Origin of the sequence: Sphingobium sp. LF-16 (assembly GCF_003711185.1) — a bacterium.
GTDB lineage: Bacteria > Pseudomonadota > Alphaproteobacteria > Sphingomonadales > Sphingomonadaceae > Sphingobium > Sphingobium yanoikuyae_A.
Genome location: NZ_CP029335.1, coordinates 1,666,768 through 1,689,339, shown reverse-complemented (window position 1 = coordinate 1,689,339; position 22,572 = coordinate 1,666,768). Strand labels below are relative to the sequence as shown.

Sequence of the window (22,572 nt, the reverse complement as noted above, 5' to 3'; positions counted from 1 at the left end):
ATTTTGTTGCGTGGCCCGGCAATTGGCTTGACGTGCAGGCCAAAGGGGCGTTGTCGGAGAAACCATGCACCGTTCCTGGTCGACCCTGTTCTGGAGCCTTGCCATCCGCCAGCGCCGCCGGTTGCGCGAGAGCGAGGCGGCCTTCATCCTGCTCGCCATATTGGCGGGCGTGGCGGCGGGGCTGATCACCAACCTGTTGCAGCTGATGGCGCACGGCATTCAGGAACTGCTCTATGGCGTCAGCATCAACCGGCTGAGCGCGTTGGGCGAGATCCGCCATCCCTGGCGGCTGCTGGGTCTGCCGCTGGGCGGGCTGGCGCTGGTGCTGCTGGCACGGCTGCTGCGCCGGCGGCAACGGCCGCAACGGCCGCTGATCGACGTGGTGGAGGCCAATGCGCTGCATGGCGGGCGCATCCCGATGGCCGACAATCTGGTGATCGCGGGGCAGACGATCTTGTCGAACGGGGCGGGTGCTTCGGTCGGGCTGGAGGCGGCCTATGCGCAGATGGGCGGCGGCGTCGCGTCGCTGCTGGGGCAATGGCTGAAGCTGCGGCGCAATGATCTGCGCACTTTGGTCGGCGCGGGCGCAGGGGCGGGCGTGGGCGCGGCCTTCGGCGCGCCGCTGGCCGGCGCCTTCTATGCGTTCGAGATCGTGATTGGCCATTATACGCCGGCCGCGATCGCGCCGGTTGTGGCGGCGGCCCTGAGCGCTGCCTTCGTGACGCGCGCGCTCGGCGTCGAACCCTGGCTGATCGCGACCACGGCGGACCGGATATTGGGGACGGCGGACTATCTTCTCTATGCGCTGCTGGGCCTGATCTGCGCGGGGCTGGGCATCCTCATCATGCGGATGGTGACCTTTGCCGAGATGCGGGTGCAGGGCTGGACCTGGCCGGGGCGGTGGAAGCCGGTGATCGGCGGCCTGCTGCTGATGCCGCTCGCCTGGTTGACGCCGCAGACCTTGTCGGCGGGCCATGGCGCGCTGCACCTCAACCTCATCCTGCTGCCCGACTGGACGGTGCTGCTGATGATCCTGTGCCTCAAGATCGCGGCGTCGGTGATTTCCCTGAGCTTCGGCTTTCGCGGCGGGCTGTTCTTTGCGTCGCTGTTCCTGGGATCGCTCGCGGGACAGATTTTCGCGCAGATCGTCGACATTGTCGGGATCGGCTGGTCGCTCGACCCCAATGATGCGGCGCTGGTGGGGATGGCGGCACTGAGCGTCGCGATCGTCGGCGGGCCGATGACGCTGGGCTTGCTGATGCTGGAGACGACCCATGATTTCCAGCTGATGGGCGTGGTGCTGACCGCGTCGCTGCTGTCGAGCGCGGTGACGCGGGAAATGTTCGGCTACTCCTTCTCCACCTGGCGGCTGCATCTGCGCGGATCGACCATCCGCAGCCCGCGCGACATTGGCTGGGTGATGAACCTGACCGCCGGGCGGATGATGCGGCGCGACTGGGTGTCGGTGCCCGATACGATGAGCGTCGGCCAGTTTCGTGCGCTCGTGCCGCTGGGGTCGGCGAGCAAGGCGATCATGATCGACGGTGCGGGCGGCTATCGCGGCATCGTGCCGACGGCGGCGGCCTATCGCCCCGAACTGGCGGAAGATGCGCCGATCGCGCCGCTGGCAACGATGGCCGATATCTCGCTGCGGGCTGACGCGGATATTCGCGCGATCCTGCCTTTGTTCGACAAGGCGGCGGCGGACGAGCTGGCGGTGGTGGACGAAAGCGGGCTGGTGCTGGGCGTGCTGACCGAGAAACATGCGCGGCGGCGCTATTTCGAGGAGATTGAGAGTTCGCAGCGGGCGCTGTTCGGCGAGGGATAGGGCTTTCTTGGAAAATGCGCGGAAGGGCGCATTTTCGGTGCCGCACCGGCCCGCGCCCCCACCCGGCCTCCCACAGTATATCGCCGTAGGGCGTCCGGGCGGGGGCGCGGGCCGGGGTTGCATTGGCGGGGCAGGGCTGTAGAAGGCGGCCATTCGCATGGACCCGGTGAAATTCCGGGTGGCTATTCCGGCCGCCGATCCGCCGGACAACATCACACATGATTATCGAGAACGCGCCCGCGTTGGCGCCATGTGACCTGATGTGGATTTTCGACATGACCCAATTTTTCAGCCGCTATCGCCGCCAATGGTTCAGCGACGCCCGGACGGCGCGCCATGACATCATGGCCGGCATCGTCGTCGCACTCGCCCTGATCCCCGAAGCCATCGGCTTTTCCATCATCGCCGGGGTCGACCCGCGCGTCGGCCTCTATGCCTCGGTCGCGATCGCCATCACCATCGCGCTGATCGGCGGGCGGCCGGGGATGATCTCGGCCGCGACCGCTGCTGTTGCCGTGCTGGTCGGGCCGCTGGTGCGCGAGCATGGCGTGGAATATCTGTTCGCCGCGACGATCCTGATGGGCGTGGTGCAGATCATTGCCGGGCTGCTGCGGCTCGACCTGCTGATGCAGTTCGTGTCGCGATCGGTCATCACCGGCTTCGTCAATGCGCTGGCGATCCTCATCTTCGTGGCGCAACTGCCGCAGCTCACCAACGTTGGCTGGCAGACCTATGCGATGGTGCTGGCTGGCCTCGCCATCATCTATCTTTTTCCCCGGATCACCAAGGCGGTGCCGGCGCCGCTGGTCGCGATTTTGCTGCTGAGCGCGCTGTCGATCGGCCTGGGCCTGCCGGTCCATACGGTCGGCGACATGGGGCGGCTGCCCGAAGGACTGCCGAGCCTTGCCCTGCCGCAGGTGCCGCTGACCTGGGACACGCTGCGCATCATCCTGCCCTATTCGGTGACGATGGCGGCGGTCGGCCTGCTCGAATCGCTGCTGACCGCGCAGATCGTCGACGACATGACCGACACCGATAGCGACAAGCAGCGCGAATGCATGGGGCAGGGCGGGGCGAATATCGTCGCGTCCCTGTTCGGCGGCATGGGCGGCTGCGCGATGATCGGCCAGTCGGTGATCAACGTCACGTCCGGCGGACGCGGGCGGCTGTCGACCTTCGTCGCTGGCGCCTTCCTGCTGTTCCTGCTGGCGGTGCTGGGGCCGTGGGTCGGGCGTATCCCGATGCCGGCGCTGGTCGCGGTGATGGTGATGGTGTCGATCGGCACCTTCAGTTGGGCCTCGATCGCCAATCTGCGGAGGCACCCGCCGACCTCCTCGGCCGTCATGCTGGCGACGGTGGTGGTCGTGGTGGCGACCCGCGACCTGTCGCTGGGCGTGCTGACCGGCGTGCTGCTGTCGGGCATCTTCTTCGCCGCCAAGGTGCAGCGCATGTTCGCGGTGGAGCGCAGCGAGGCCGATGGCCGGGCGACCTATCGCGTCACTGGCCAGATCTTCTTCGCCTCGGTCGATCGCTTCACCCGCGCTTTCACCGGCGAGGAAAGCGCGACCCATGTGCTGATCGACGTGTCGGGCGCGCATTTCTGGGATATTTCGGGCGTCGGCGCGCTCGACAAGATCATCGCCCGGCTGCGGCGCGAAGGGCGCATGGTCGAGGTGGTCGGCTATAACCGGGCGAGCGCCGACATCGTCGACCGCTTGGCCCTGCACGACAAGACCGGGGTGGAGACGGGGGCGGTGCCGCACTGACATGCGGCCTGCCCCGCCGTCATCCTGACAGACGTCGGGATGATGGAGAAGAGTGAAGCGGCGGAGGCGGGCTTACGCCGCCTCGCGCTCGCGGACCGGGATGCCGGCGATCTTCATGAAATTGGCCAGCATGTCATGGCCATGTTCGGTCGCGATGCTTTCCGGGTGGAACTGGACCGAATGGATCGGCAGGGTCGCGTGGCGGAAGCCCATGACCGATCCGTCCTCGCTGGTCGCGTTGACCACCAGGTCGGCCGGAATATCCTCGACGATCAGCGAGTGATAGCGGGTCGCGGTGAAGGGCGAGGGGAGGCCGGCGAACAGGCCGGTGCCGTCATGGCGCACCGGCGAGGTCTTGCCGTGCATCAGCCCGCCGCGCACCACCTTGCCGCCGAAATGCTGGCCGATCGCCTGATGGCCGAGGCACACGCCCAGCAGCGGCGCGCCGGCATCGGCGCAGGCCGCGACCAGATCCAGGCTGACACCCGCCTCATTGGGGGTGCAGGGACCGGGCGACAGCAGAAAGGCCTTGGCCCCGCTCGACAGGGCCTGGCCCGCCGAGATGGCGTCGTTGCGCACGACCTCTACCTTGGCCCCCAGCTCCATCAGATAATGGACCAGGTTCCAGGTGAAGCTGTCATAATTGTCGATGACGAGGATCATGGGACACAGCCTATAGGCGCGGATGACGATGGGGGGAAGGGGATGGTCGAGAGAAGCACTGATTGCTGGCAACAAATTGCTTGAGAGCATCGACGCAAGTTGTAACGACACCGGTCTATGCTATTTCAATCGCTCCATCTCGTCTCTGCGGCATTCCTGGCGGTCGTCCCCGGTGCTGGTTCGAGTGCATTTCCGGAAATGGTGAAGCCAGAGGTGGCGCTCCAGCAAGTCGTCGCATGTGGCTTTGAAACTGCGCAGGTCAAGTCTGACGACATGCTGCAGGAAGATGTCATCGACATTCCCAGCGTAGCGACCATCGGCGACGGGCAATTGGAATGTGTGGCGCGTGCCTCAATCCGCACAAGCTATTACGTTATTTTTCCTGCCCCGTCGAAGGACGCATATCAGGCAATCTACTGGCGGCTGTCGCGCGAACAGGCCAAGGTCGATGCGCGGGCCTGGTTGGCCCAGCGCGGCTTGCTGGATCATTTGCCGGTTTATGATCCGCGGAAATCGGACATCGCGGCATTTGCGCGAACGCTCGAAAATCTGTGCGGAGAGAAAGCTGCACACGCGCTCAAGCCGATGGGCGGAATGGCCACATTTGACGAGGATGTTTTGCTGGCGGGAAGCATGGATCAGGACAGTTTTTGGTGCCTGACGAATGCTGCAACGGTGTCCGGCTATCCTTTGGGTTTCATAGGCCATGAAACCGGTCCAGGCGATAAATGATCGCTTGATGATGTCGTCATCCCAGCGAAGGCTGGGATCTCTCTTCTTCTCTTGGGCCTGAAGAAAAGTGAGATGCCAGCGTTCGCTGGCATGACGATGTAAGTGGCGCCAGCGCTCCGCCGCTCATCCCTTAGCGTTTCTTGTGCTTGCCCCGGCTGCTGCCGATGTGGCGGATGTTGGTGGGGCGGCCGCGGTGGATTTTCGGGCGGGTGCGGTCGCGTTTCAGCGGGCTGCCGCGCGGGGCCGGATTGTCGGGCAGTTCGAAGCGCAGCGCGCCGTTGATCGGGTCGGCTTCGGCAAGGCGCAGTTCCAGCCGCTGGCCGACCGTATAGCGGTCGCCGCTTTCGACGCCCTGCAGCGCCTTGCCCGCTTCGTCGAAGAAGAAATGTTCGGCGCCCAGCGTCGATACGGGCACGAGGCCGTCGCCGCCCAGCCCCTCGACCGTGGCGAAGAAGCCGAAATTCTGGACGCCGGTGATCCGCGCCTTCACCACTTCGCCGACATGGGCCGACAGGAAGGCGGCGACATAGCGGTCGATCGTCTCGCGCTCCGCCTCCATCGCGCGGCGCTCATGGCCCGAGATCATCTCGCCGACCCGGCCCATATTCTCATAATCCTCCTGGCTGAGGGAGGAGCGGTCGGGGATCGCCCTGTCCTTGGGCGCGGGCAGTTCGAGATCATAGGCGCCGACCAGCGCGCGATGGACCAGAAGGTCGGCATAGCGGCGGATGGGTGAGGTGAAATGGGCGTAGCTGCCCAGCGCCAGCCCGAAATGGCCCATATTCTGCGGCGCATAATAGGCCTGGGTCTGGGAGCGCAGGATCTGGGTCATGATCTGCTCCTTCTCCTCCGACTCGCCGACCTTCTTGATCAGCTGGTTGAAGGTGGACGGGCGGATCACCTGGCCAAGTGCGAAGTCGATGTCGAAGGTGGCGAGATATTCCTTGAGCGCGACCAGCTTGTCGCGGCCCGGCGTTTCATGGACGCGGTACATGACCGGCGCCTTCTTCGCCTCCAGCGCCTTGGCGGCGGCGACATTGGCGGCGATCATATAATCCTCGATCAGCATATGGGCGTCGAGCCGTTCGCGCACCGCGACGCTGACGATCTTGCCCCATTCGTCGAGGACGACGCGCCGTTCGGGCAGGTCGAGCGCAAGCGGATCGCGCTTTTCGCGGGCCTTGCGCAGCAGCGCCCAGCAGGCCCAGAGCGGTTTCAGGGCATGTTCCACCAGATCCACTCCGTTCGGGCTGAGCGAAGTCGAAGCCGCTTGCTGAGCCGCAGGCGAAGCAACCTCGCCTTCGGCTCGGCCCTGCCCTTCGACAGGCTCAGGGCGAACGGAAGAAAGAGCATCGATCGCCGCCTGCGCATTTTCATAGGCAAGGACGGCGGCGACGCGGATGATGGCGCGGGAGAAGCGGAAGCTCTTCACCTTGCCCTGCGCATCGATCACCAGATGGCAGGCCATGGCGGCGCGGTCCTGCCCGGCGCGCAGCGAGCACATGTCGGACGAGAGCTGGTGCGGCAGCATTGGCACGACGAGGTCGGGGAAATAGACGCTGTTGCCGCGCTTGCGCGCTTCGCGGTCGAGCGCGCTGCCGGGGCGGACATAGTAGCTGACATCGGCGATCGCGACGATCGCCTTGTAGCCGCCTTCATTGGCGGGGTCTTCGTCCGGCGCGGCCCAGACGGCATCGTCATGGTCGCGGGCATCGACCGGGTCGATCGCGACGATCGGCAGATGGCGCAGATCCTCGCGCTTGTCCTCATGCAGCGGCAGCTTCGATGCGGTGACCGCTTCCTCCTCCACCGCTTCGGGGAAGACATGCGGGATGCCATGCTTGTGGATCGCGATCAGGCTGAAGCTGCGCGGGGCGAAGGGATCGCCCAGAATGTCGGTGACGCGCGCGCTGATCCGCGGCGGGCGGCCGGTCGGCTCGGCCAGGACCAGATCGCCCTTCTTCGCGGTGCCGATGTCGCTGATCGGCGTATCCTTGCGGATGCGCTTGTCGACCGGGCGCAGCCACAGCTTGCCGTCGGCCATTTCCTCGACCACGCCGAGCAGCATCTCGGTCGCCTTGGCGAGCTTCTTCATGGGATGGGCGAGCCAGCCCTTGCCCGCTTCCTCGGTGCGGGCGAGGATGCGGTCGCCGATCGTCAGGGCGCCGCGTTTGCCCCGTTCGACCACGCGGATGCGGGGCGCGGGCTGGCCTTCGGCCTCCCAGCGTTCGGGGGTAGCGATCAGGGTGGTGTCGTCGACATCGACGATGCGCAGCACCGTCACCTTGGGCACGCCGCCCATCTTGTGGAAGGCGCGGGCCGGGCCGATGTCGAGCAGGCCCTCGTCCGCCATGTCCTTGAGCAGCGCCTTGAGCGCGATTTTTTCCTGCCCCTTGAGGCCGAACGCCTTGGCGATTTCGCGCTTGCCGGCCGGGGTGTCGGACTCGGTGATGAAGTCCATCACCTGCTGCCGGGTGGGGAACCCGGCGGGACGGACTTTCGCGCGGGCCGGGGCCGCTTTCTTCTGCTTCTGGGTCGATGCCATGGCTCCGCTATAGGGGGCAGGGGGCAAGGGCGCCAGTGGCATGGCGGGATGGGGGTGGCGGATCGTTGGAACGGGCATGACGATATTGCTTCTCCCCCTGTTGCTGGCTGCCGCGCCTGATGCCCCGATCACGCCGATGGATAAGGCCAATGCCGAACATTATGTCTGGGGCGGCAGCAATGATGGCTGGCATCTGGTGAAGCGCGACGAGATGTCGGTGATCCAGGAACGGATCGTGCCGGGCGGGGCGGAGATGCGCCATTATCATCAGCGCGCGCGGCAATTTTTCTATGTCCTGTCGGGCGAGCTGACTCTGGAGGCGGGCGGGGTGACCCATGTGCTGAAGGCTGGCCAGGGGCTGGAAGTGCCGCCGGGCGTGCCGCACCGGGCGCAGAACAGGAGCGGCGCGCCGGTCGATTTCCTGGTCAATTCGACGCCCAAAAGCCATGGCGACCGGGTCGAGGCACCGACGGAAAAATAGGAAATTCCCCGCTTAACTTCGCATATTTCCTGCACATTCTGATATTTTGGAACAATTGTTGGAAATCTTGTTGCGGGGTCGGGGAGGAGGCTGTTCGTGTCGCGGACGCAGGACATGGCGACATTCTAGCCCGTCGGGCTGGCTGTAGGACAGGCTTGCCGGTAGAGGGGCGGTATGCAGCTTCTTATCGATGGTGAGCTGGTCGATGGCGCGCGCGCGATCGACCTTGTCAATCCGGCGGACGGGCAGGTCTTTGCCGCCGCGCCCTGTGCCGATGCGGCGCAGGTGGAGCGGGCGGTCGCGGCCGGGCAGCGGGCCTTCGCCGGCTGGCGCGCGCTGGACTTCGCCGAACGTGGCGCGCGGATTGCGGCGCTGGCCGATGCGCTGGAGGGCCGGGCCGAGGATTTCGCCGCATGTCTGACGCAGGAACAGGGCAAGCCGCTGGCCGAGGCGCGGGGCGAGATAGAGGGAGCGGTGGCGGCGCTGCGCTATCATGCCGGGCTGCGGCTGGAGCCGGTGGTGCTGAAGGATAGCGCGACCGAGCGCGTGGTCGAGCAGCGCCATCCGCTGGGCGTGGTGGCGGCGATCGTGCCGTGGAACTATCCGTTGCTGCTGCTGGCGCTCAAGCTCGCGCCGGCGCTGATCGCGGGCAATGTCGTGATCGCCAAGCCCGCGCCGACGACTCCGCTGACGACATTGATGCTGGGCGCGCTGGCGGCCGACATTTTCCCCGCCGGGGTGGTGCAGATGCTGGGCGATGCCGGCGATGTCGGGCCGATGCTGACCGCGCATCGGGGAATCGCCCATGTCAGCTTCACCGGATCGACCGCGACCGGGCGGCGGGTGATGGCGGCGGCGGCCAACACGGTGAAGCGCTTCACGCTGGAACTGGGTGGCAATGATCCGGCGATCCTGCTGGACGATGCCGATGTCGCGACGGTGGCGCCGATCCTGTTCGACGGGGCGATGGGCAATGCCGGGCAGGTCTGTCTGGGCGTCAAGCGCATCTATGCGCCGCGCGCGCTGATGCCGGCGCTGGGCGCGGCGCTGGTTGCCTGCGCGCAGCGGGCGGTGATCGGCGACGGTCGGGCGGCCGGCACGACCATCGGCCCGGTGCAGAATGCGGCGCAATATGCGCGGCTGATCGACCTGCTGGCGGAGGTGCGGGCGCAGGGGCGGGTGCTGCATGGCGGTGCTCCCATGGAGGGAGCCGGCTATTATATTGCGCCGACCATCGTTACCGACCTGCCCGACGCGGCGCGGCTGGTGCAGGAGGAGCAGTTCGGGCCGATCATCCCGCTGCTCGCCTATGATGATGAGGAGGAACTGGTCCGCCGGGTGAATGACGGTCCCTATGGGCTGGGCGCGTCGGTATGGACCGCCGATGCGGCGCGCGGGCAGGCGATGGCGGCGCGGATCGACAGCGGGCTGGTCTGGGTCAACCGGCTGTTCGACCTGCCCTTCGACGTGCCGATCGGCGGCGCCAAGCAATCGGGCATCGGCCGGCACCAGGGGCTGGCCGGGGTGGAGGAATTCACCCAGATCCGCATCGTCAACGCGGCTCTGGGCTGAGCGGAAGGAGCGCGCAGATGACCGAGATATTGCTATTTTCCTATGGCACGCTGCGGCTGGCGGAGGTGCAGATGGCGCTGTTCGGTCGGCTGGTGCAAGGGGAGCCGGATGCGATGTCGGGCTATCGCCAGCGCATGATCGAGATCAGCGACCCCGACGTGATTGCCAAGAGCGGCACGCGCTGGCACCCGATGGTCGAGCCGAGCGATAGTCCCGAGGACGCGGTGGAGGGAATACTGTTCCGCCTGACGGAAGCAGATGTCGCCAGCGCCGACGCCTATGAGGTCGACTATGTCCGGCGCGAAGTGCTGCTGCGGTCGGGACGGCGGGCCTTTGTCTATGGGGACAAGGGGGCTTAGGCTGGCAGCGCCAAGGCACATATATGGAATGGCGGGGATGGGTGGTTAGGGGACTGGCGGCTTTGGGCGAGGTCAAGCCGTTAACGGCCCTTCTTTCAATAATATCGCCAACGCTTAAAAGTCTGAAACAGACCGCCCGAAATAAGAAGAATAGCCAATAGTAGGGTGCCGCTGAATGCAGAAGCCACCCCCATCACAACGATGTTTCTGATCGATATATCGGACTCGCTGTTATCAGGCGTCGGTATCAACATCATTGCTATGAATATCAATGGTGCAATACAGAAAAAGGCCACCCCCATCCATATTCGCCGATTTAGCTCAGCCAATCGCATCCGGCTATTAACTAAGGAAATAGCGACGAGTATCGGTATCAAGAATGACAGAAGAGCGTAATCTTTCGGAGCCATGCGATACTCTATCGAGCAGGCTCATCGTCCGCTAGTAGGAAGGTTCGCCCACAGCTAAACGCTCCAAAATGGTCGCTTCTAGGCCGGCAGAACATATCCTCGCTGCTAGGCCGCCGGCCAATGGAACACGATGCGGCTGTTGCCAGTGACCTCGCCCCGCGCGTCAAAGCGGCGTTCCAGCGCCAGGCCGGTGCCGTCCGGGGCGATGGCGACGACGCTGCTGCAGCGTGTGCCATAGACGGGGTTGCGGATGAAGATGGGGGAGAGGGGCGGCTCCAGCGGGGCGTCGGACGGCGTGGCCGGGGCGATGCCGGTGGCGGGCAGGGTCTCGCGGCGCAGGGCGTCGAACAGGCTTTCCGGATCGGTCGCGCCGGCGACCAGCCATTGCAGCATCGCTTCCTTGAGCGCGAGCGTCTTGGGCCAGGGCTGGTCGAGCGGACCGTTGGAAAGGCCGTAGAGGCCGGGTGCGAGCAGGCTGCGCTGGGGTTCGGGGCGATTGGTGAGGAAGAGGAGCCGGTCGCGGTCGGTGAGCAGCAGGTTGAACGGGTTGAAATCGTCGAGTGCCGCAGTGTTAGGATCGGCATAGGTGCCGCTGCCGGTCAGCAGGTCGGTGACCAGTGCGCCGCGTGAGGCGCGGTCGGGCAGGGGATCGCCGAAACCGCGCAAATTGGTGATGACGGCGACGCGGCCATCCTCGTCCGCGCCGAGCCAGGTGCCGCCCGATTGCAGGTCGCGCCCGGCGATCAGCCCCGGCCGATCGTCCCAGCGCGCCATCGCGGCGGCGGGGCGGGCATGATATTCGTCGCGATTGCCGATCAGGACAAGCTGCCAGCGCGGGTGCGCCCGCCAGGCCAGTGCTACGATACACATAATGCCGCCTCCATCCTGCAACACCGGCTTGATAAATCGCGCGGCCGCCGCCATATAGGGGGTGCCGGGCTCGCCCGGCTATGGTGATAAATCGTGTCGTATAATAGACGCAGCGGACCCGGGGGCAGTACCCGGCGGTTCCACCACATGTCCCGGAAGGCCTTTGGTCTGGCGGGGTGTCTGATGGGGCCGAACTAGGATCGACGTGTGTTCAAAGGCGATGCTTTTACCCGGCCCGTGTAAGCCGTTAAACTGTGCAAAACTCACAAGTGCCAACGATAACGAAGCACTCGCCATTGCAGCGTAATTGAGGGCCTCACGGCCTGACATTACTCTAAAATAGCGCGGTTGAACCCACCGGGCAACAGAAGGGAATTCAGCGGCCCCCGGAGGCGCCGGGCAACAGAAGCCTCCGGACCCAATCCATCAGCGATGTTTTTTTCAGGCCACGCCGCTTGCGGCGCATGGCCTTTTTGCGGGTCCATGATGCGATTCGAATCGAACAAAATTTGCATGCCGCATTCGATTTCACTTTTATGACACTGATGTGAAAAACGCATAAGGCAATGAAATTGCGTCTATATAAAATGGAATCGACGCCCATGCCTGATCTTGTGCCGATGTCATCAAGATGAAATAATTCCGGCTATGTTGGAAAGTTTTTTTCGGAGAAAATCGATGTTCAAGGCGGCGGCAGTTGCGGGCTTTCTTCTGGCTTCGGCAGTGCCGGCCATGGCGTCGGCGGCGGATGACGTGATCGTCAGCGTCGTGCCGGATGCGGGTCTGGCCGCGTCGGCGCTGCTCGCCCATGATTTCGACAAGGCCGCCCGCAAGCTGCAGGCGGTCTGGCCCGACACCATCAACGATCCGGCGCGCCTGATCAACCTGGGCAATGCCTATGCGGGGATGGGGCGCACTAGCGATGCGCGTGAGGCCTATGCTGCGGTTGCGCGCGTGCCCGACATGACGCTGGTGCTGGCCGACGGCAGCGAGGAATCCTCGCGCTCGATTGCGCAGCGCGCTTCGGCCCGCCTGAATACGAGCTATGCGATGCGCTGAACGCCCTGTTTCAGTGGCTCGCGCAGGGGCGTCGTCCGGTGGACGGCGCCCCTTTCTGTTGGCTGTGGCGGTTGGGCCACTGTCTTTGAACTGTAATTTTATCGACCCCGATATGTCATAAAAGGAAAATGAGGCTGTCATTTACCGCGCCTACCTGCCGCTTCCGAGGGCGACAGGGGGCGTTGTCCGATTCGCTTTTCCCCCTTGCGCTCCGCATCGCAACAAACCCGGCAGAAGCCGGAGCGGAGACGACATGGCCAAGATCAACCGTATCCATAATATCCTGATGGCGGGCTGCGCCTGCGCGGCGCTGGCTGCCTGCGGCGCGGACGACATCGCTTCGCCCGGCACCGGTGGCGACGTCATCATCAACCCGACGCCGACCCCCACGCCGACGCCGACCCCCACGCCGACCCCGACCGGCGTTACCCCGGCTGCCGGCTGCCCGACGATCGCCGACCCCAAGGGCCTGACCGACGAAGGCACCATCTCCAGCTCGAACGGTGATGCCTGGCGCGTCTGCACGCTGCCTTCGATCATCGCCAAGAGCATCACCCTGCCCAAGATCGCCGGCCTGGTCTATCAGATGAAGGGCCGCGTCGACGTCGGCTGCGACAGCGGCTTTGCTGCGCCCACCGCCTCGGCGCCCGTCACCAGCTCGACCGTGGGCTGCACCACCGCCAACGGCTTCACGCTGGTCGGTGGCCAACTGACCGCCGACACCAACGTCACCCTGACCATCGAGCCGGGCGTCATCGTCTATGGCGGCACCGGCACGAGCTGGCTGGCCGTCAACCGCGGCAACAAGATCAACGCCGTCGGCACCGCCAGCGCGCCGATCATCTTCACCAGCCGCGACAATATCAACGGCAACTCGACTGAAAACTCGATGGGCCAGTGGGGCGGCGTCGTGCTGATGGGCCGTGCGCGCGTCACCGACTGCAACAGCGGCGGTTCCGTTGGCGCAGACACTTGCGAGCGCCAGACCGAAGGTTCGGCCGATCCGGCCGTCTATGGTGGTCGTGACGACACCTATAATGCGGGCACGATGAAATATGTGCAGATCCGCTATTCGGGCTATGTTCTGGGTTCCAACTCGGAGCTGCAGGCGCTGACGACCGAAGGCACCGGCAGCGCCACCACGCTGGACTATATCCAGAGCTTCAACAGCTCGGACGACGGCGCGGAATTCTTCGGCGGCACGGTCCACATGAAGCATTATATCGCCACCGGCGCGGATGACGACAGCCTCGACGCCGACACCGGCATCCAGGGCCGCTTCCAATATGTGCTGATCGTGCAGCGTCCGGGCCAGGGCGACGCGCTGATGGAAGTCGACAGCAATGGTCTGGAAAGCGATACCCCGCGCCAGAACACCATCGTCGCCAACTTCACCGCGATCCAGTCGCAGGTCAGCAGCAACAACGAAGCCAATGACCAGGCATCGATCCTGAACCGCGGCAACAGCGACCTGTCGCTGGTGAACGGCATCGTCGTGTCGCCCAACAACGAGTGCGTCCGCCTGCATGGTACCGGCACTGCCGCGACCCGCGCCACGCTGACCGCCCGTTCGGTGCTGATGCAGTGCAACGCGACCAAATATATCGGTTCGGGTAGCGGTTCGACCGCCTACACCGCCGCCGATGTCGCCGCGATCTTCAGCGGCAACAACAACAATGATGCCTACACGGCCTCGCTGAGCGCGGTGTTCATCAACGGTGCGGCCGAAACCGCCGCCACCGCGATCGACGCCAAGACGCTGGACAGCTTCTTCGACACGACGACCTATGTCGGCGCGGTCAAGGACGCCAACGACACCTGGTTCGCCGGCTGGACCTGCAACTCGGCCTACGCGCCGTTTGACAGCACCAGCACCGCGCGCCGCGCCTGCACCTCGATCCCGCTCTAAGACGGGACGGACCTGATGCGGGGCGGGACGCGGCCATGATCGGCCGCATCCCGCCCCGAAACGTGCAATGACCTTATCTAGGGGATATTCGATGGCGACGCCGCTCAAGTTCGCGGGCCTGCTGCTGCTTTCCACTGCGCTGGTCGCGCCGGCCGCGCTGGCCCAGGAAGTGCCCGCGCCCGCCGATGCCACCACGTCCGACCCGCAGGCGGCCGATCCTGCTGCCGCTGCCGGTCGTTCGACCGCTGAGGATCCGGAGGCGGCGCCCGACATTTCGGTCCCCGGTTCCGACATCATCGTCACCGGCCGCCGCAGTGCCAACGTCCAGAAGAATATTCCGGCGGTGGTTTCGGTCCTGTCTTCCGCCGATATCGCCCGGACGGGCGACGGCAACATTGCCGGCGCGCTGGGCCGCGTCACCGGCCTGTCGGTGGTCGGCAACGGCTATGTCTACGTCCGAGGCCTGGGCGATCGCTATTCGCTCGCGCTGCTGAACGGTTCGCCGCTGCCCAGCCCCGAGCCGCTCAAGCGCGTCGTGCCGCTGGACCTGTTCCCGACGAACATCGTCTCGTCCTCGATGGTGCAGAAGAGCTATTCGGCCAATTATCCCGGCGAATTCGGCGGCGGCGTCATCAACCTGACGACCAATGCGGTGCCGGCGGAAAGCTTCCTGACGATCAGCGGCGGTATTGGTGCCAACACCGAAACCACCTATCAGATGGGCTATAGCTATTATGGCAGCAAGAGCGACTGGACCGGCTTCGACAATGGCAGCCGCGACATTCCGCCGGCGCTCGCCGCCTTCTTCGCCAGCGGCGAACGGATCAGCTCGGGCAATGTCGATACCACCGCGATCGCGGCGGAAATGGTGCGCTTCAGCAAGGGTACCGTCCAGCGCATCAAGGATATCGACCCCAATTATTCGGCGACCATTTCGGGCGGCACCTCGTTCGACCTGGGCGGTTCGACCCTGGGGCTGATCGCCACTGCGGGCTACAGCAACAAGTGGACTACGCGCGACCAGCGCCAGCAAAATTCGATCACGCCCGACCTGTCGGCACTCAATTCGGATTTCCAGCGCGTCACCACCGACAATCGCATCGTCGTGAACGGCCTGCTGGGCCTGGGCCTGGAGTTTGGCGACAACAAGATCCGCTGGACCAACCTCTATATCCGCGACACGCTCAAGCACACCCGCATGGGCCTGGGCAACACCCAGACCCAGCCGACGTCGGACATCATGGAGCAGGATACCGCCTGGTATGAGCGCCAGCTGATCGACACGCAGGTGGTGGGCGAGTTCAAGCTGAGCCCGGCGTTCAGCCTGGATGTGCGCGGCGGCTTCGCCAATTCGCAGCGCGAAGCCCCCTATGAACTGTCGTTCGAATATATCCGCACCAATGCAGCGGCCGACCCCTATGGCAATCTGTTCGTCAACCGTCTGAATGGCAATACCGGCCAGACCGCGACGGTCAGCTTCTCCGACCTCAACGAGGATCTGTGGTCGGGCGGCGCGGACCTGACCTGGAAGCCGTCGGCCGACATGGCGCTGACCGCCGGCTATGCCTATGTCGACACCAACCGCACCAGCTCGCGCCGCGACTTCCAGTTCCGCGCGTCGAGCGACATGCCCGAGGGCGTGGGCGTGCTGCGCCCCGACCTGCTGCTGGCGCCGGGCATCGTCAACGCTTATGACATTGCCCTGATCGAGACCAACGAAGGCAATCCCGCCTTCCGCGCGACGCTCAAGAACCATGCCGGCTATGGCAAGCTGAACTGGCAGATCCTGGACGACCTGTCGCTCGACGCGGGCGTGCGTTATGAAACGGCCAAGCTCAACGTGTCGCCGCTGCAGGTGTTCAGCACGCCGGGCGCCGGCACGGCTTCGACCCAGCTCGACAACAATTACTGGCTGCCCAGCGGCACGCTGACCTGGCAGATGCGCGACGACATGCAGGTGCGCCTGAACGCGTCGAAGACCATTGCCCGGCCGCAGTTCCGCGAGCTGATCTATCAATTCTACTTCGATCCGGACACCAACCGTCGCTATCAGGGCAACCCCTATCTGCAGGACAGCAAGCTGTTCAACGCGGAAGCGCGCTATGAATGGTATTTCGCGCGGGATCAGCGCTTTACGCTGTCGAGCTTCTACAAGACGATCGACAATCCGATCGAAACCTTCATCTCGCTCAACAGCGATGCGTTCATCACCAGCTTCGCCAACGCGCCCAAGGCCGACCTCTATGGCGGCGAAGTCGAGCTGCAGAAATATTTCGACCTGTCGTCCATGTCTGACAGCGCGTTCTTCTCGACCCGCCGTCTGGTGACGATCGCCAACTATACCTACACCAAGTCGAAGCTGAAGGTGAAGGAGGGCGATACGACCGCCGTGTTCGGCGCGTCGTCGACGCTGGCGACCGACTATTTCCGCAACGGTTCGCCGCTGACGGGCCAGTCGGACCATCTGGTCAACTTCCAGTTCGGCCTGGAAGACCAGGACAAGTTGTCGCAGCAGACGCTGATCCTGTCCTATGCCAGCAAACGCGTGACCAGCCGTGGCCTGGCCAACCAGGACCAGCCGGACGTCTATGAACATCCCGGCATCAACCTGGACTTCGTGGCGCGCCAGGGCGTCTATGTCGCGGGGCGCCAGTTTGACGCCAAGTTCGAGGTGCGCAACATCCTGGGCAACGACTATGAGGAAAGCCAGTCGAACGGCACCAACAAGGTCATCTACAACGCCTATAATTATGGCACGACCTTCAACTTCTCGCTGTCGACCACCTTCTGACGTCAGGCACAGCCGAAACGGAAAGGGCGCCCGATCGGGCGCCCTTTTGCGTTGGGGGATCGGCGGTGCGGGCTCATTTCTCCATCAGCAGCTTCACGATCCGGCGCTTGCCGAAGCGCAGCGGGTCGGCGAACCAGGTTATCTCCACTTTCTGCCCCTCGCGCAGATAGGGCGGACCGCCGGCAAAGCCGCAGAAGGTCGCCACCGGACAGCGGCTGCCCTCGTGCCAGGAAAAACTCTCCCCGCCGATGTCGAAGCCATGGGTTATATTGGTCTGATGTTTCTGGAAGGAGAGGGGGTCGGTATTCCGGCTGCGCGTGCGGATGTCCCATAATTTGCTGATCCGGCCCTTGGTCACGCTCATCTGGTCCATGTCCATGGCGCCGACCCTCAACTGGTCGAACAGCGGCAGGACGCCGAACCACAGACCGGCAAGCAGGATCGCGGCCGGCATATAGCGCGGCATCCGTCGCCCGGATCGCTTCCACCAGCGGGCGCCCAGGAACAATAGGGCAAAGAAGATCAGATAGAGGATCGCGGCCCAGTCGAACGGCGCCATGCTCCTGTCATAGGCTGTAATCACGCGAGCCCCCCCCCAGCGCATTTCTTCCATCATGCCATGACGGGTGCGAAAGGAAAGAGGCTGGCGGTGCGTGCGACCGGGCAGGGGGGGGCATGGCCGCGCATTCGGAGCGGGCAGGCATGTTGTCCGTGCATCATCGCGGACGCTTCACAGGGTTTTCCCCGATAGCCGGCTGGTCAGGCAGGATGCAGACAAAGGCGACCCAATTCCTGTTCATGCGAAGGGAAAGCACCATGGCCGACAAGAAACCCAATATCCTCGTCATCTGGGGCGACGATATCGGGATATCGAACCTCAGTTGCTACACCGACGGGGTGATGGGCTATCGCACGCCCAATATTGACCGGATCGCCAGGGAGGGGATGAAGTTCACCGACAGCTATGGCGAGCAGAGCTGCACCGCCGGCCGTTCTTCCTTCATCACCGGACAGAGCGTGCTGCGCACCGGCCTGTCCAAGGTCGGCATTCCCGGCGCGCCGGTGGGCATGAGCGACAAGATCATCACCTTCGCCGCGCTGCTGAAGGAGCAGGGCTATGCCACCGGCCAGTTCGGCAAGAACCATCTGGGCGACCTGAACCATATGCTGCCGACCAACCATGGCTTCGACGAATTTCTCGGCAATCTCTATCACCTGAACGCCGAAGAAGAGCCGGAGATGGAAAATTATCCGCTCAACGAACCGGACATGCCGCATTTCAAGGAACGCTTTGGCCCGCGCGGGGTGATCCATTCCTTCGCGACCGATGTCGACGACGTCACCGAAATGCCGCGCTGGGGCAAGGTCGGCAAGCAGAAGATCGAGGATACCGGCCCGCTGACGGCCAAGCGTATGGAAACCTGCGACGATGAATTCGTCGAACGCGCGTCAAAGTTCATCAAGCAGGCGGAGGCCGATGGAAAGCCGTGGTTCGTATGGGTGAACACCACGCATATGCACATGTTCACGCACCCCAAGCCGGGCAGCAAGGGCCAGGCCGGCCGCTGGCAGTCCGACTATCACGACACCATGATCGATCATGACAAGAATGTCGGCCAGCTGCTCGACCTGCTGGACGAACTGGGCATCGCCGAGGACACGCTGGTCCAATATTCGACCGACAATGGCCCGCATCGCAACAGCTGGCCCGATTGCGGCACGACGCCGTTCCGCAGCGAAAAGAACACCAATTGGGAAGGCGCCTTCCGCATTCCGATGATGGTGCGCTGGCCGGGCAAGGTGCCGGCCGGATCGGTCTCCAACGGCATCGTCCAGCATCATGACTGGCTACCGACCTTCCTGGAAATGGCGGGCGAGCCCGACATCGTCGAGAAGGTGAAGAAGGGCTACAAGGCGATCGGCCGGACCTACAAGAACCATATCGACGGCGTCAGCCTGGTCGGACACATCACCGGCAAGGAGGAGAAGAGCCCGCGCAACGCCTTCTTCTACATCAGCGACGATGGCGACATCCTGGCCATGCGCTACGACAATTGGAAATGCGTGTTCCTGGAACAGCGCTGCGCCGGCACGATGAAGGTCTGGGGCGAGCCGTTCACCCGGCTGCGCATTCCCAAGCTCTTCAACCTGCGGATCGATCCCTATGAGTTCGCCGACATCACATCCAACACCTATTATGACTGGGTGTTGAAGAACACCTTCTTGCTCTATGGCGCGCAGGCGGGGGCGGCCCAATTTGCCGACACCTTCAAGGAATTCCCGCCGATCCAGAAGCCCAACACCTTCACCATTGACGACGCGATCAACGCGATGGGCGATGCGGCGGGCGGCGCGAGCTGAACCATGAAAAAAAGCGGCGCGGGATACTGTCCCGCGCCGCTTCTGATCATCGCTGTCCTGATGCCGCCGCCCGATCCTGCGATCGGGCGGCGGTCTTGATCAGGCCGCCTTGGGCGGAGCGAACTTGGTGAGGTCTATGCCGACCACCGCCTTCTTATATTCGTCCATATTGGGCGTGCGGCCCAGGATGGTCGAAAGCACCACCAGCGGGGTCGAGGCGAGGAGGGATTCACCCTTCTTCTCGGCCGTGTCTTCCACCACGCGGCCCTGGAACAGGCGGGTCGAGGTGGCGAGGACGGTGTCGCCCTTCGCGGCCTTTTCCTGGTTGCCCATGCACAGGTTGCAGCCCGGACGCTCCAGATAGAGGGTGTTCTCATATTCGGTGCGGGCGGCGTTCTTGGGGTGGCTGTCGTCGAATTCGAAGCCGGCATACTTCTTGAGCACGTCCCAGTCGCCTTCGGCCTTCAGCTCGTCGACGATGTTGTAGGTCGGCGGGGCGACGACCAGCGGCGCCTTGAATTCGACCTTGCCCTCGGCGGCTTCGATGTTCTTCAGCATCTGGGCCAGAATCTTCATGTCGCCCTTGTGCACCATGCACGATCCGATGAAGCCCAGATCCACCTTCTTGGTGCCGCCATAATAGGAAACCGGGCGGATGGTGTCGTGGGTGTAGCGCTTCGACACGTCGGCATTGTTGACGTCCGGGTCCGCGATCATCGGTTCGTCGATCTGATCGAGGTCGACGACGACTTCGGCATAATATTTGGCGTTGGCGTCGGGCGACAGGGCCGGCTTCTCGCCCGAGCGGATCTCGGCGATGCGCTTGTCGGCCAGAGCGATCAGGCCACGGAGCGTGCCGGCGGCATTTTCCATGCCCTTGTCGATCATGATCTGGATGCGCGACTTGGCGATTTCCAGCGACTCGATCAGCGTTTCGTCCTGCGAGATGCAGATCGACGCCTTCGCCTTCATTTCGGCGGTCCAGTCGGTGAAGGTGAAGGCCTGGTCGGCCAGCAGCGTGCCGATATGGACTTCGATGATGCGGCCCTGGAAGACATTCTCGCCAGCGAACTGGTGGAGCATCTGCGCCTGGGTGGCGTGAACGACGTCGCGGAAGTCCATATAGGGCGCCATCTGACCCTTGAAGGTGACCTTGACCGACTGCGGGATCGGCATGGTGGCTTCACCGGTGGCCAGCGCCAGCGCAACCGTGCCCGAGTCCGCGCCGAAGGCGACGCCCTTCGACATGCGGGTGTGGCTGTCGCCGCCGATGATGATCGCCCAGTCGTCCACGGTGATGTCGTTCAGCACCTTGTGAATGACGTCGGTCATCGCGTGATAGACGCCCTTGGGGTCGCGCGCGGTGATCAGGCCGAAATTGTTCATGAAGCTCATGAGCTTGGGAATGTTGGCCTGGGCCTTCTTGTCCCACACCGACGCGGTGTGGCAGCCCGACTGATAGGCGCCGTCGACCAGCGGCGAGATGACGGTGGCGGCCATCGCCTCCAGTTCCTGCGCGGTCATCAGGCCGGTGGTGTCCTGCGACCCGACGATGTTGACCTTCACGCGCACGTCCGAACCGGCATGCAGCACCTTGCCCGGCGTCACGCCCACGGCGTTGCGGTTGAAGATCTTTTCCACGGCGGTCAGGCCCTGGTCGTCGACCGTGATTTCCTTGTTCGGCGCGAACACCTTGGGTGCTTCGATGCCCAGCGTTTCGGCAGCGAAGGTCTGCAGCTTCTTGCCGAAGACGATGGCGTAGCTGCTGCCCGCCTTCATGAATTCCATCTTCTGGGGCGTGAAGGCGGCGGCGACGTCGACCAGTTCCTTGCCGGCCTCGTCGGTCAGCTTCTTGTTCTTGACGTCGATCTTCAGCACCGTGCCAGTCGCGACCGAGAAGGCCTCCTCCAGCACCGGATTGCCGTCATTGTTGATGATCGCCTTGCCCTCGCCATCGGTCTTCTTGACCCAGTTCTTGAGGTTGAGACCGATGCCGCCGGTGACGTCCACAGTGGTCGCGAAGATCGGCGAGATGCCGTTGGTGCCCGCGACGACCGGCGCATAGTTGACGAAGGGGACATAGGGGCTCTGCTGCTTGCCGGCCCACAGCGCCACATTGTTGACGCCCGACATGCGCGACGAGCCAACGCCCATCGTGCCCTTTTCGGCGATCAGCATGACGCGCGCGTCGGGATGCTGGGCCTTCAGGGCGACGATTTCCTGCTGCGCCTCGGGCGAGATCATGCACAGGCCGTGCAGTTCGCGGTCCGAACGCGAGTGGGCCTGGTTGCCCGGCGAGAGAAGATCGGTCGAGATATCGCCTTCGCCGGCGATGAAGGTCACGACCTTGATCTCGTCCTCGACCTCGGGAAGCTTGGTGAAGAATTCGGCCTTGGCATAGCTTTCCAGCACGTCCCTGGCGACGGCATTGCCGGCCGCGAAGGCGTCGCGCAGGCGGAACATGTCGGCGTCGTAGAGGAAGACCTGGGTCTTGAGCACGTCGCCCGCCTGCACGGCCAGCGCCGCGTCATCGCCGAGCGCAATGTCGAGCAGCACGGCGATCGAGGGGCCGCCCTTCATGTGGCTGAGCAGTTCCAGCGCGAAGGCGGGGGTGATTTCCGCGACGGTGACGTCGCCCAGCACGACCTTCTTGAGGAAGTCGGCCTTCACGCCGGCGGCGCTGGTGGTGCCGGGCAGGGTGTTGTAGATGAAGAATTTCAGCGCATCGGCGCGATGTTCGCTGCCCGCGTCCTGGATCAGGGTGATGAGTTCGGCGACGAGGGCGCCGTCGTCGATCGGCTTGGGTGCGAGCCCCTGGACTTTCCTGCTGTCGATTTCGGCCAGATAATCCAGGTAGATGCTCATTATAAATCCAATGCCATAAAGTGTATGAATCCGGGCGTGGCACCACCGGACGGCTTTATGGACCGACCTGGGGCGGTGACGGGTCGCGCGTAGGCCAAGATCGCCCGGCTTGCAAGCTGCCCGATAGGCCCGGATGCACCGATCCGGATCGCCCCGGCGCTCGCTGCGCGGGGAGCGGCGGCGATCCGTAGCGGCGGACGAGTGTCAAGGCGGATATTGGGTGCCACCATGATGTCTGCAACCCTTCTTATGTTGCCCAGGCGGCTCCAACATGTCCCGCAAAGAAGAGGCGTGCACTCCGCCGGTGTCGCGATTGTGAGAAATTGTTGCGCAGGCGGCTGGGCATATCATCATTGATTGA

At 64.1% G+C, this 22,572-nt stretch carries 16 protein-coding genes, 1 other RNA gene and 1 other annotated feature; of the genes, 11 read left to right on the top strand and 6 right to left on the bottom strand.

Translation table 11 applies throughout. The features are described from left to right. The first annotated feature begins 64 nt into the window (after nt 1–64). Both DIZ22_RS07905 and DIZ22_RS07900 read left to right on the top strand, forming a co-directional pair. Nucleotides 65–1,828, top strand: a complete 1,764-nt coding sequence (locus DIZ22_RS07905; protein WP_122928086.1) for a chloride channel protein — start codon at nt 65–67, stop codon at nt 1,826–1,828. Nucleotides 1,829–1,984: 156 nt separating this feature from the next. Then, nucleotides 1,985–2,040, top strand: a sequence feature (sul1 is cis-regulatory element that is thought to sense ions involved in sulfur or methionine metabolism; They are found in Alphaproteobacteria). Between the two features lie 63 nt (nt 2,041–2,103). After that, nucleotides 2,104–3,594 (top strand): SulP family inorganic anion transporter, encoded by a 1,491-nt coding sequence (locus tag DIZ22_RS07900; RefSeq protein ID WP_080993534.1) that lies wholly within the window; start codon nt 2,104–2,106, stop codon nt 3,592–3,594. 72 nt (nt 3,595–3,666) lie between these two features. On the opposite strand, the gene DIZ22_RS07895 is transcribed toward DIZ22_RS07900, so the two are convergent. Further along, nucleotides 3,667–4,257, bottom strand: coding sequence for an aminodeoxychorismate/anthranilate synthase component II (locus DIZ22_RS07895; RefSeq protein ID WP_007708936.1), 591 nt, complete (start codon nt 4,255–4,257; stop codon nt 3,667–3,669). Nucleotides 4,258–4,374: 117 nt separating this feature from the next. Between DIZ22_RS07895 and DIZ22_RS07890 the strand changes: the two genes are divergently transcribed. Continuing rightward, on the top strand, nt 4,375–4,989 hold the full coding sequence (locus DIZ22_RS07890; protein WP_164488869.1) for a hypothetical protein: 615 nt from the start codon (nt 4,375–4,377) through the stop codon (nt 4,987–4,989). Nucleotides 4,990–5,119: 130 nt separating this feature from the next. Here DIZ22_RS07890 and DIZ22_RS07885 read toward each other — a convergent pair whose 3' ends face one another. Then, the gene (locus DIZ22_RS07885) at nt 5,120–7,534 is read right to left on the bottom strand and encodes an RNB domain-containing ribonuclease (protein WP_048936884.1); all 2,415 of its coding nucleotides are present in this window, start codon (nt 7,532–7,534) and stop codon (nt 5,120–5,122) included. A 76-nt stretch (nt 7,535–7,610) separates the two neighbouring features. On the opposite strand from DIZ22_RS07885, the gene DIZ22_RS07880 reads away from it, so the two are divergent. The 3 genes from DIZ22_RS07880 to DIZ22_RS07870 all read left to right on the top strand — a co-directional run bounded on the left by DIZ22_RS07880 (nt 7,611) and on the right by DIZ22_RS07870 (nt 9,946). Then, nucleotides 7,611–8,015 (top strand): cupin domain-containing protein, encoded by a 405-nt coding sequence (locus DIZ22_RS07880; RefSeq protein WP_048936883.1) that lies wholly within the window; start codon nt 7,611–7,613, stop codon nt 8,013–8,015. A 174-nt stretch (nt 8,016–8,189) separates the two neighbouring features. Next, the gene (locus DIZ22_RS07875) at nt 8,190–9,587 is read left to right on the top strand and encodes an aldehyde dehydrogenase family protein (RefSeq protein ID WP_048936882.1); all 1,398 of its coding nucleotides are present in this window, start codon (nt 8,190–8,192) and stop codon (nt 9,585–9,587) included. Nucleotides 9,588–9,604: 17 nt separating this feature from the next. Further along, complete coding sequence (locus DIZ22_RS07870) at nt 9,605–9,946, top strand: gamma-glutamylcyclotransferase family protein (RefSeq protein ID WP_048936881.1); 342 nt, start codon at nt 9,605–9,607, stop codon at nt 9,944–9,946. 515 nt (nt 9,947–10,461) lie between these two features. Here the strand turns inward: DIZ22_RS07870 and DIZ22_RS07865 are convergent. Next, the gene (locus DIZ22_RS07865; RefSeq protein ID WP_048937045.1) at nt 10,462–11,226 is read right to left on the bottom strand and encodes an NRDE family protein; all 765 of its coding nucleotides are present in this window, start codon (nt 11,224–11,226) and stop codon (nt 10,462–10,464) included. 24 nt (nt 11,227–11,250) lie between these two features. On the opposite strand from DIZ22_RS07865, the gene ssrA reads away from it, so the two are divergent. Next, nucleotides 11,251–11,605, top strand: a transfer-messenger RNA (tmRNA) gene (gene ssrA / locus DIZ22_RS07860). On the opposite strand, the gene DIZ22_RS22060 is transcribed toward ssrA, so the two are convergent. Beyond that, nucleotides 11,556–11,741 (bottom strand): hypothetical protein, encoded by a 186-nt coding sequence (locus DIZ22_RS22060; RefSeq protein ID WP_159078612.1) that lies wholly within the window; start codon nt 11,739–11,741, stop codon nt 11,556–11,558. The two genes, ssrA and DIZ22_RS22060, sit on opposite strands and share 50 nt — an antisense overlap. A gap of 163 nt (nt 11,742–11,904) precedes the next feature. Here DIZ22_RS22060 and DIZ22_RS07855 point away from each other — a divergent pair, with 163 nt between their 5' ends. The 3 genes from DIZ22_RS07855 to DIZ22_RS07845 all read left to right on the top strand — a co-directional run bounded on the left by DIZ22_RS07855 (nt 11,905) and on the right by DIZ22_RS07845 (nt 16,985). Next, complete coding sequence (locus DIZ22_RS07855; protein WP_004207460.1) at nt 11,905–12,285, top strand: hypothetical protein; 381 nt, start codon at nt 11,905–11,907, stop codon at nt 12,283–12,285. A gap of 253 nt (nt 12,286–12,538) precedes the next feature. After that, the gene (locus DIZ22_RS07850) at nt 12,539–14,194 is read left to right on the top strand and encodes a hypothetical protein (protein ID WP_048936879.1); all 1,656 of its coding nucleotides are present in this window, start codon (nt 12,539–12,541) and stop codon (nt 14,192–14,194) included. A 91-nt stretch (nt 14,195–14,285) separates the two neighbouring features. Further along, nucleotides 14,286–16,985 (top strand): TonB-dependent receptor, encoded by a 2,700-nt coding sequence (locus DIZ22_RS07845; protein ID WP_048936878.1) that lies wholly within the window; start codon nt 14,286–14,288, stop codon nt 16,983–16,985. Between the two features lie 73 nt (nt 16,986–17,058). Here the strand turns inward: DIZ22_RS07845 and DIZ22_RS07840 are convergent, their stop codons facing one another. Then, nucleotides 17,059–17,568 (bottom strand): hypothetical protein, encoded by a 510-nt coding sequence (locus tag DIZ22_RS07840; RefSeq protein ID WP_234415587.1) that lies wholly within the window; start codon nt 17,566–17,568, stop codon nt 17,059–17,061. A gap of 233 nt (nt 17,569–17,801) precedes the next feature. Here DIZ22_RS07840 and DIZ22_RS07835 point away from each other — a divergent pair, with 233 nt between their 5' ends. After that, complete coding sequence (locus tag DIZ22_RS07835; protein WP_122928776.1) at nt 17,802–19,346, top strand: arylsulfatase; 1,545 nt, start codon at nt 17,802–17,804, stop codon at nt 19,344–19,346. 99 nt (nt 19,347–19,445) lie between these two features. On the opposite strand, the gene DIZ22_RS07830 is transcribed toward DIZ22_RS07835, so the two are convergent. After that, nucleotides 19,446–22,211: a bifunctional aconitate hydratase 2/2-methylisocitrate dehydratase gene (locus DIZ22_RS07830; RefSeq protein WP_048936876.1), complete on the bottom strand. Its 2,766-nt coding sequence runs from the start codon at nt 22,209–22,211 to the stop codon at nt 19,446–19,448. Nucleotides 22,212–22,572: the final 361 nt, after the last annotated feature.

Coding starts and splice junctions, on each gene's coding strand:
- DIZ22_RS07905 (WP_122928086.1), top strand. CDS start 65: ATGCACCGTTCCTGGTCGACCCTGTTCTGGAGCCTTGCCATCCGCCAG.
- DIZ22_RS07900 (WP_080993534.1), top strand. CDS start 2,104: ATGACCCAATTTTTCAGCCGCTATCGCCGCCAATGGTTCAGCGACGCC.
- DIZ22_RS07895 (WP_007708936.1), bottom strand. CDS start 4,257: ATGATCCTCGTCATCGACAATTATGACAGCTTCACCTGGAACCTGGTC.
- DIZ22_RS07890 (WP_164488869.1), top strand. CDS start 4,375: ATGCTATTTCAATCGCTCCATCTCGTCTCTGCGGCATTCCTGGCGGTC.
- DIZ22_RS07885 (WP_048936884.1), bottom strand. CDS start 7,534: ATGGCATCGACCCAGAAGCAGAAGAAAGCGGCCCCGGCCCGCGCGAAA.
- DIZ22_RS07880 (WP_048936883.1), top strand. CDS start 7,611: ATGACGATATTGCTTCTCCCCCTGTTGCTGGCTGCCGCGCCTGATGCC.
- DIZ22_RS07875 (WP_048936882.1), top strand. CDS start 8,190: ATGCAGCTTCTTATCGATGGTGAGCTGGTCGATGGCGCGCGCGCGATC.
- DIZ22_RS07870 (WP_048936881.1), top strand. CDS start 9,605: ATGACCGAGATATTGCTATTTTCCTATGGCACGCTGCGGCTGGCGGAG.
- DIZ22_RS07865 (WP_048937045.1), bottom strand. CDS start 11,226: ATGTGTATCGTAGCACTGGCCTGGCGGGCGCACCCGCGCTGGCAGCTT.
- DIZ22_RS22060 (WP_159078612.1), bottom strand. CDS start 11,741: ATGCAAATTTTGTTCGATTCGAATCGCATCATGGACCCGCAAAAAGGC.
- DIZ22_RS07855 (WP_004207460.1), top strand. CDS start 11,905: ATGTTCAAGGCGGCGGCAGTTGCGGGCTTTCTTCTGGCTTCGGCAGTG.
- DIZ22_RS07850 (WP_048936879.1), top strand. CDS start 12,539: ATGGCCAAGATCAACCGTATCCATAATATCCTGATGGCGGGCTGCGCC.
- DIZ22_RS07845 (WP_048936878.1), top strand. CDS start 14,286: ATGGCGACGCCGCTCAAGTTCGCGGGCCTGCTGCTGCTTTCCACTGCG.
- DIZ22_RS07835 (WP_122928776.1), top strand. CDS start 17,802: ATGGCCGACAAGAAACCCAATATCCTCGTCATCTGGGGCGACGATATC.
- DIZ22_RS07830 (WP_048936876.1), bottom strand. CDS start 22,211: ATGAGCATCTACCTGGATTATCTGGCCGAAATCGACAGCAGGAAAGTC.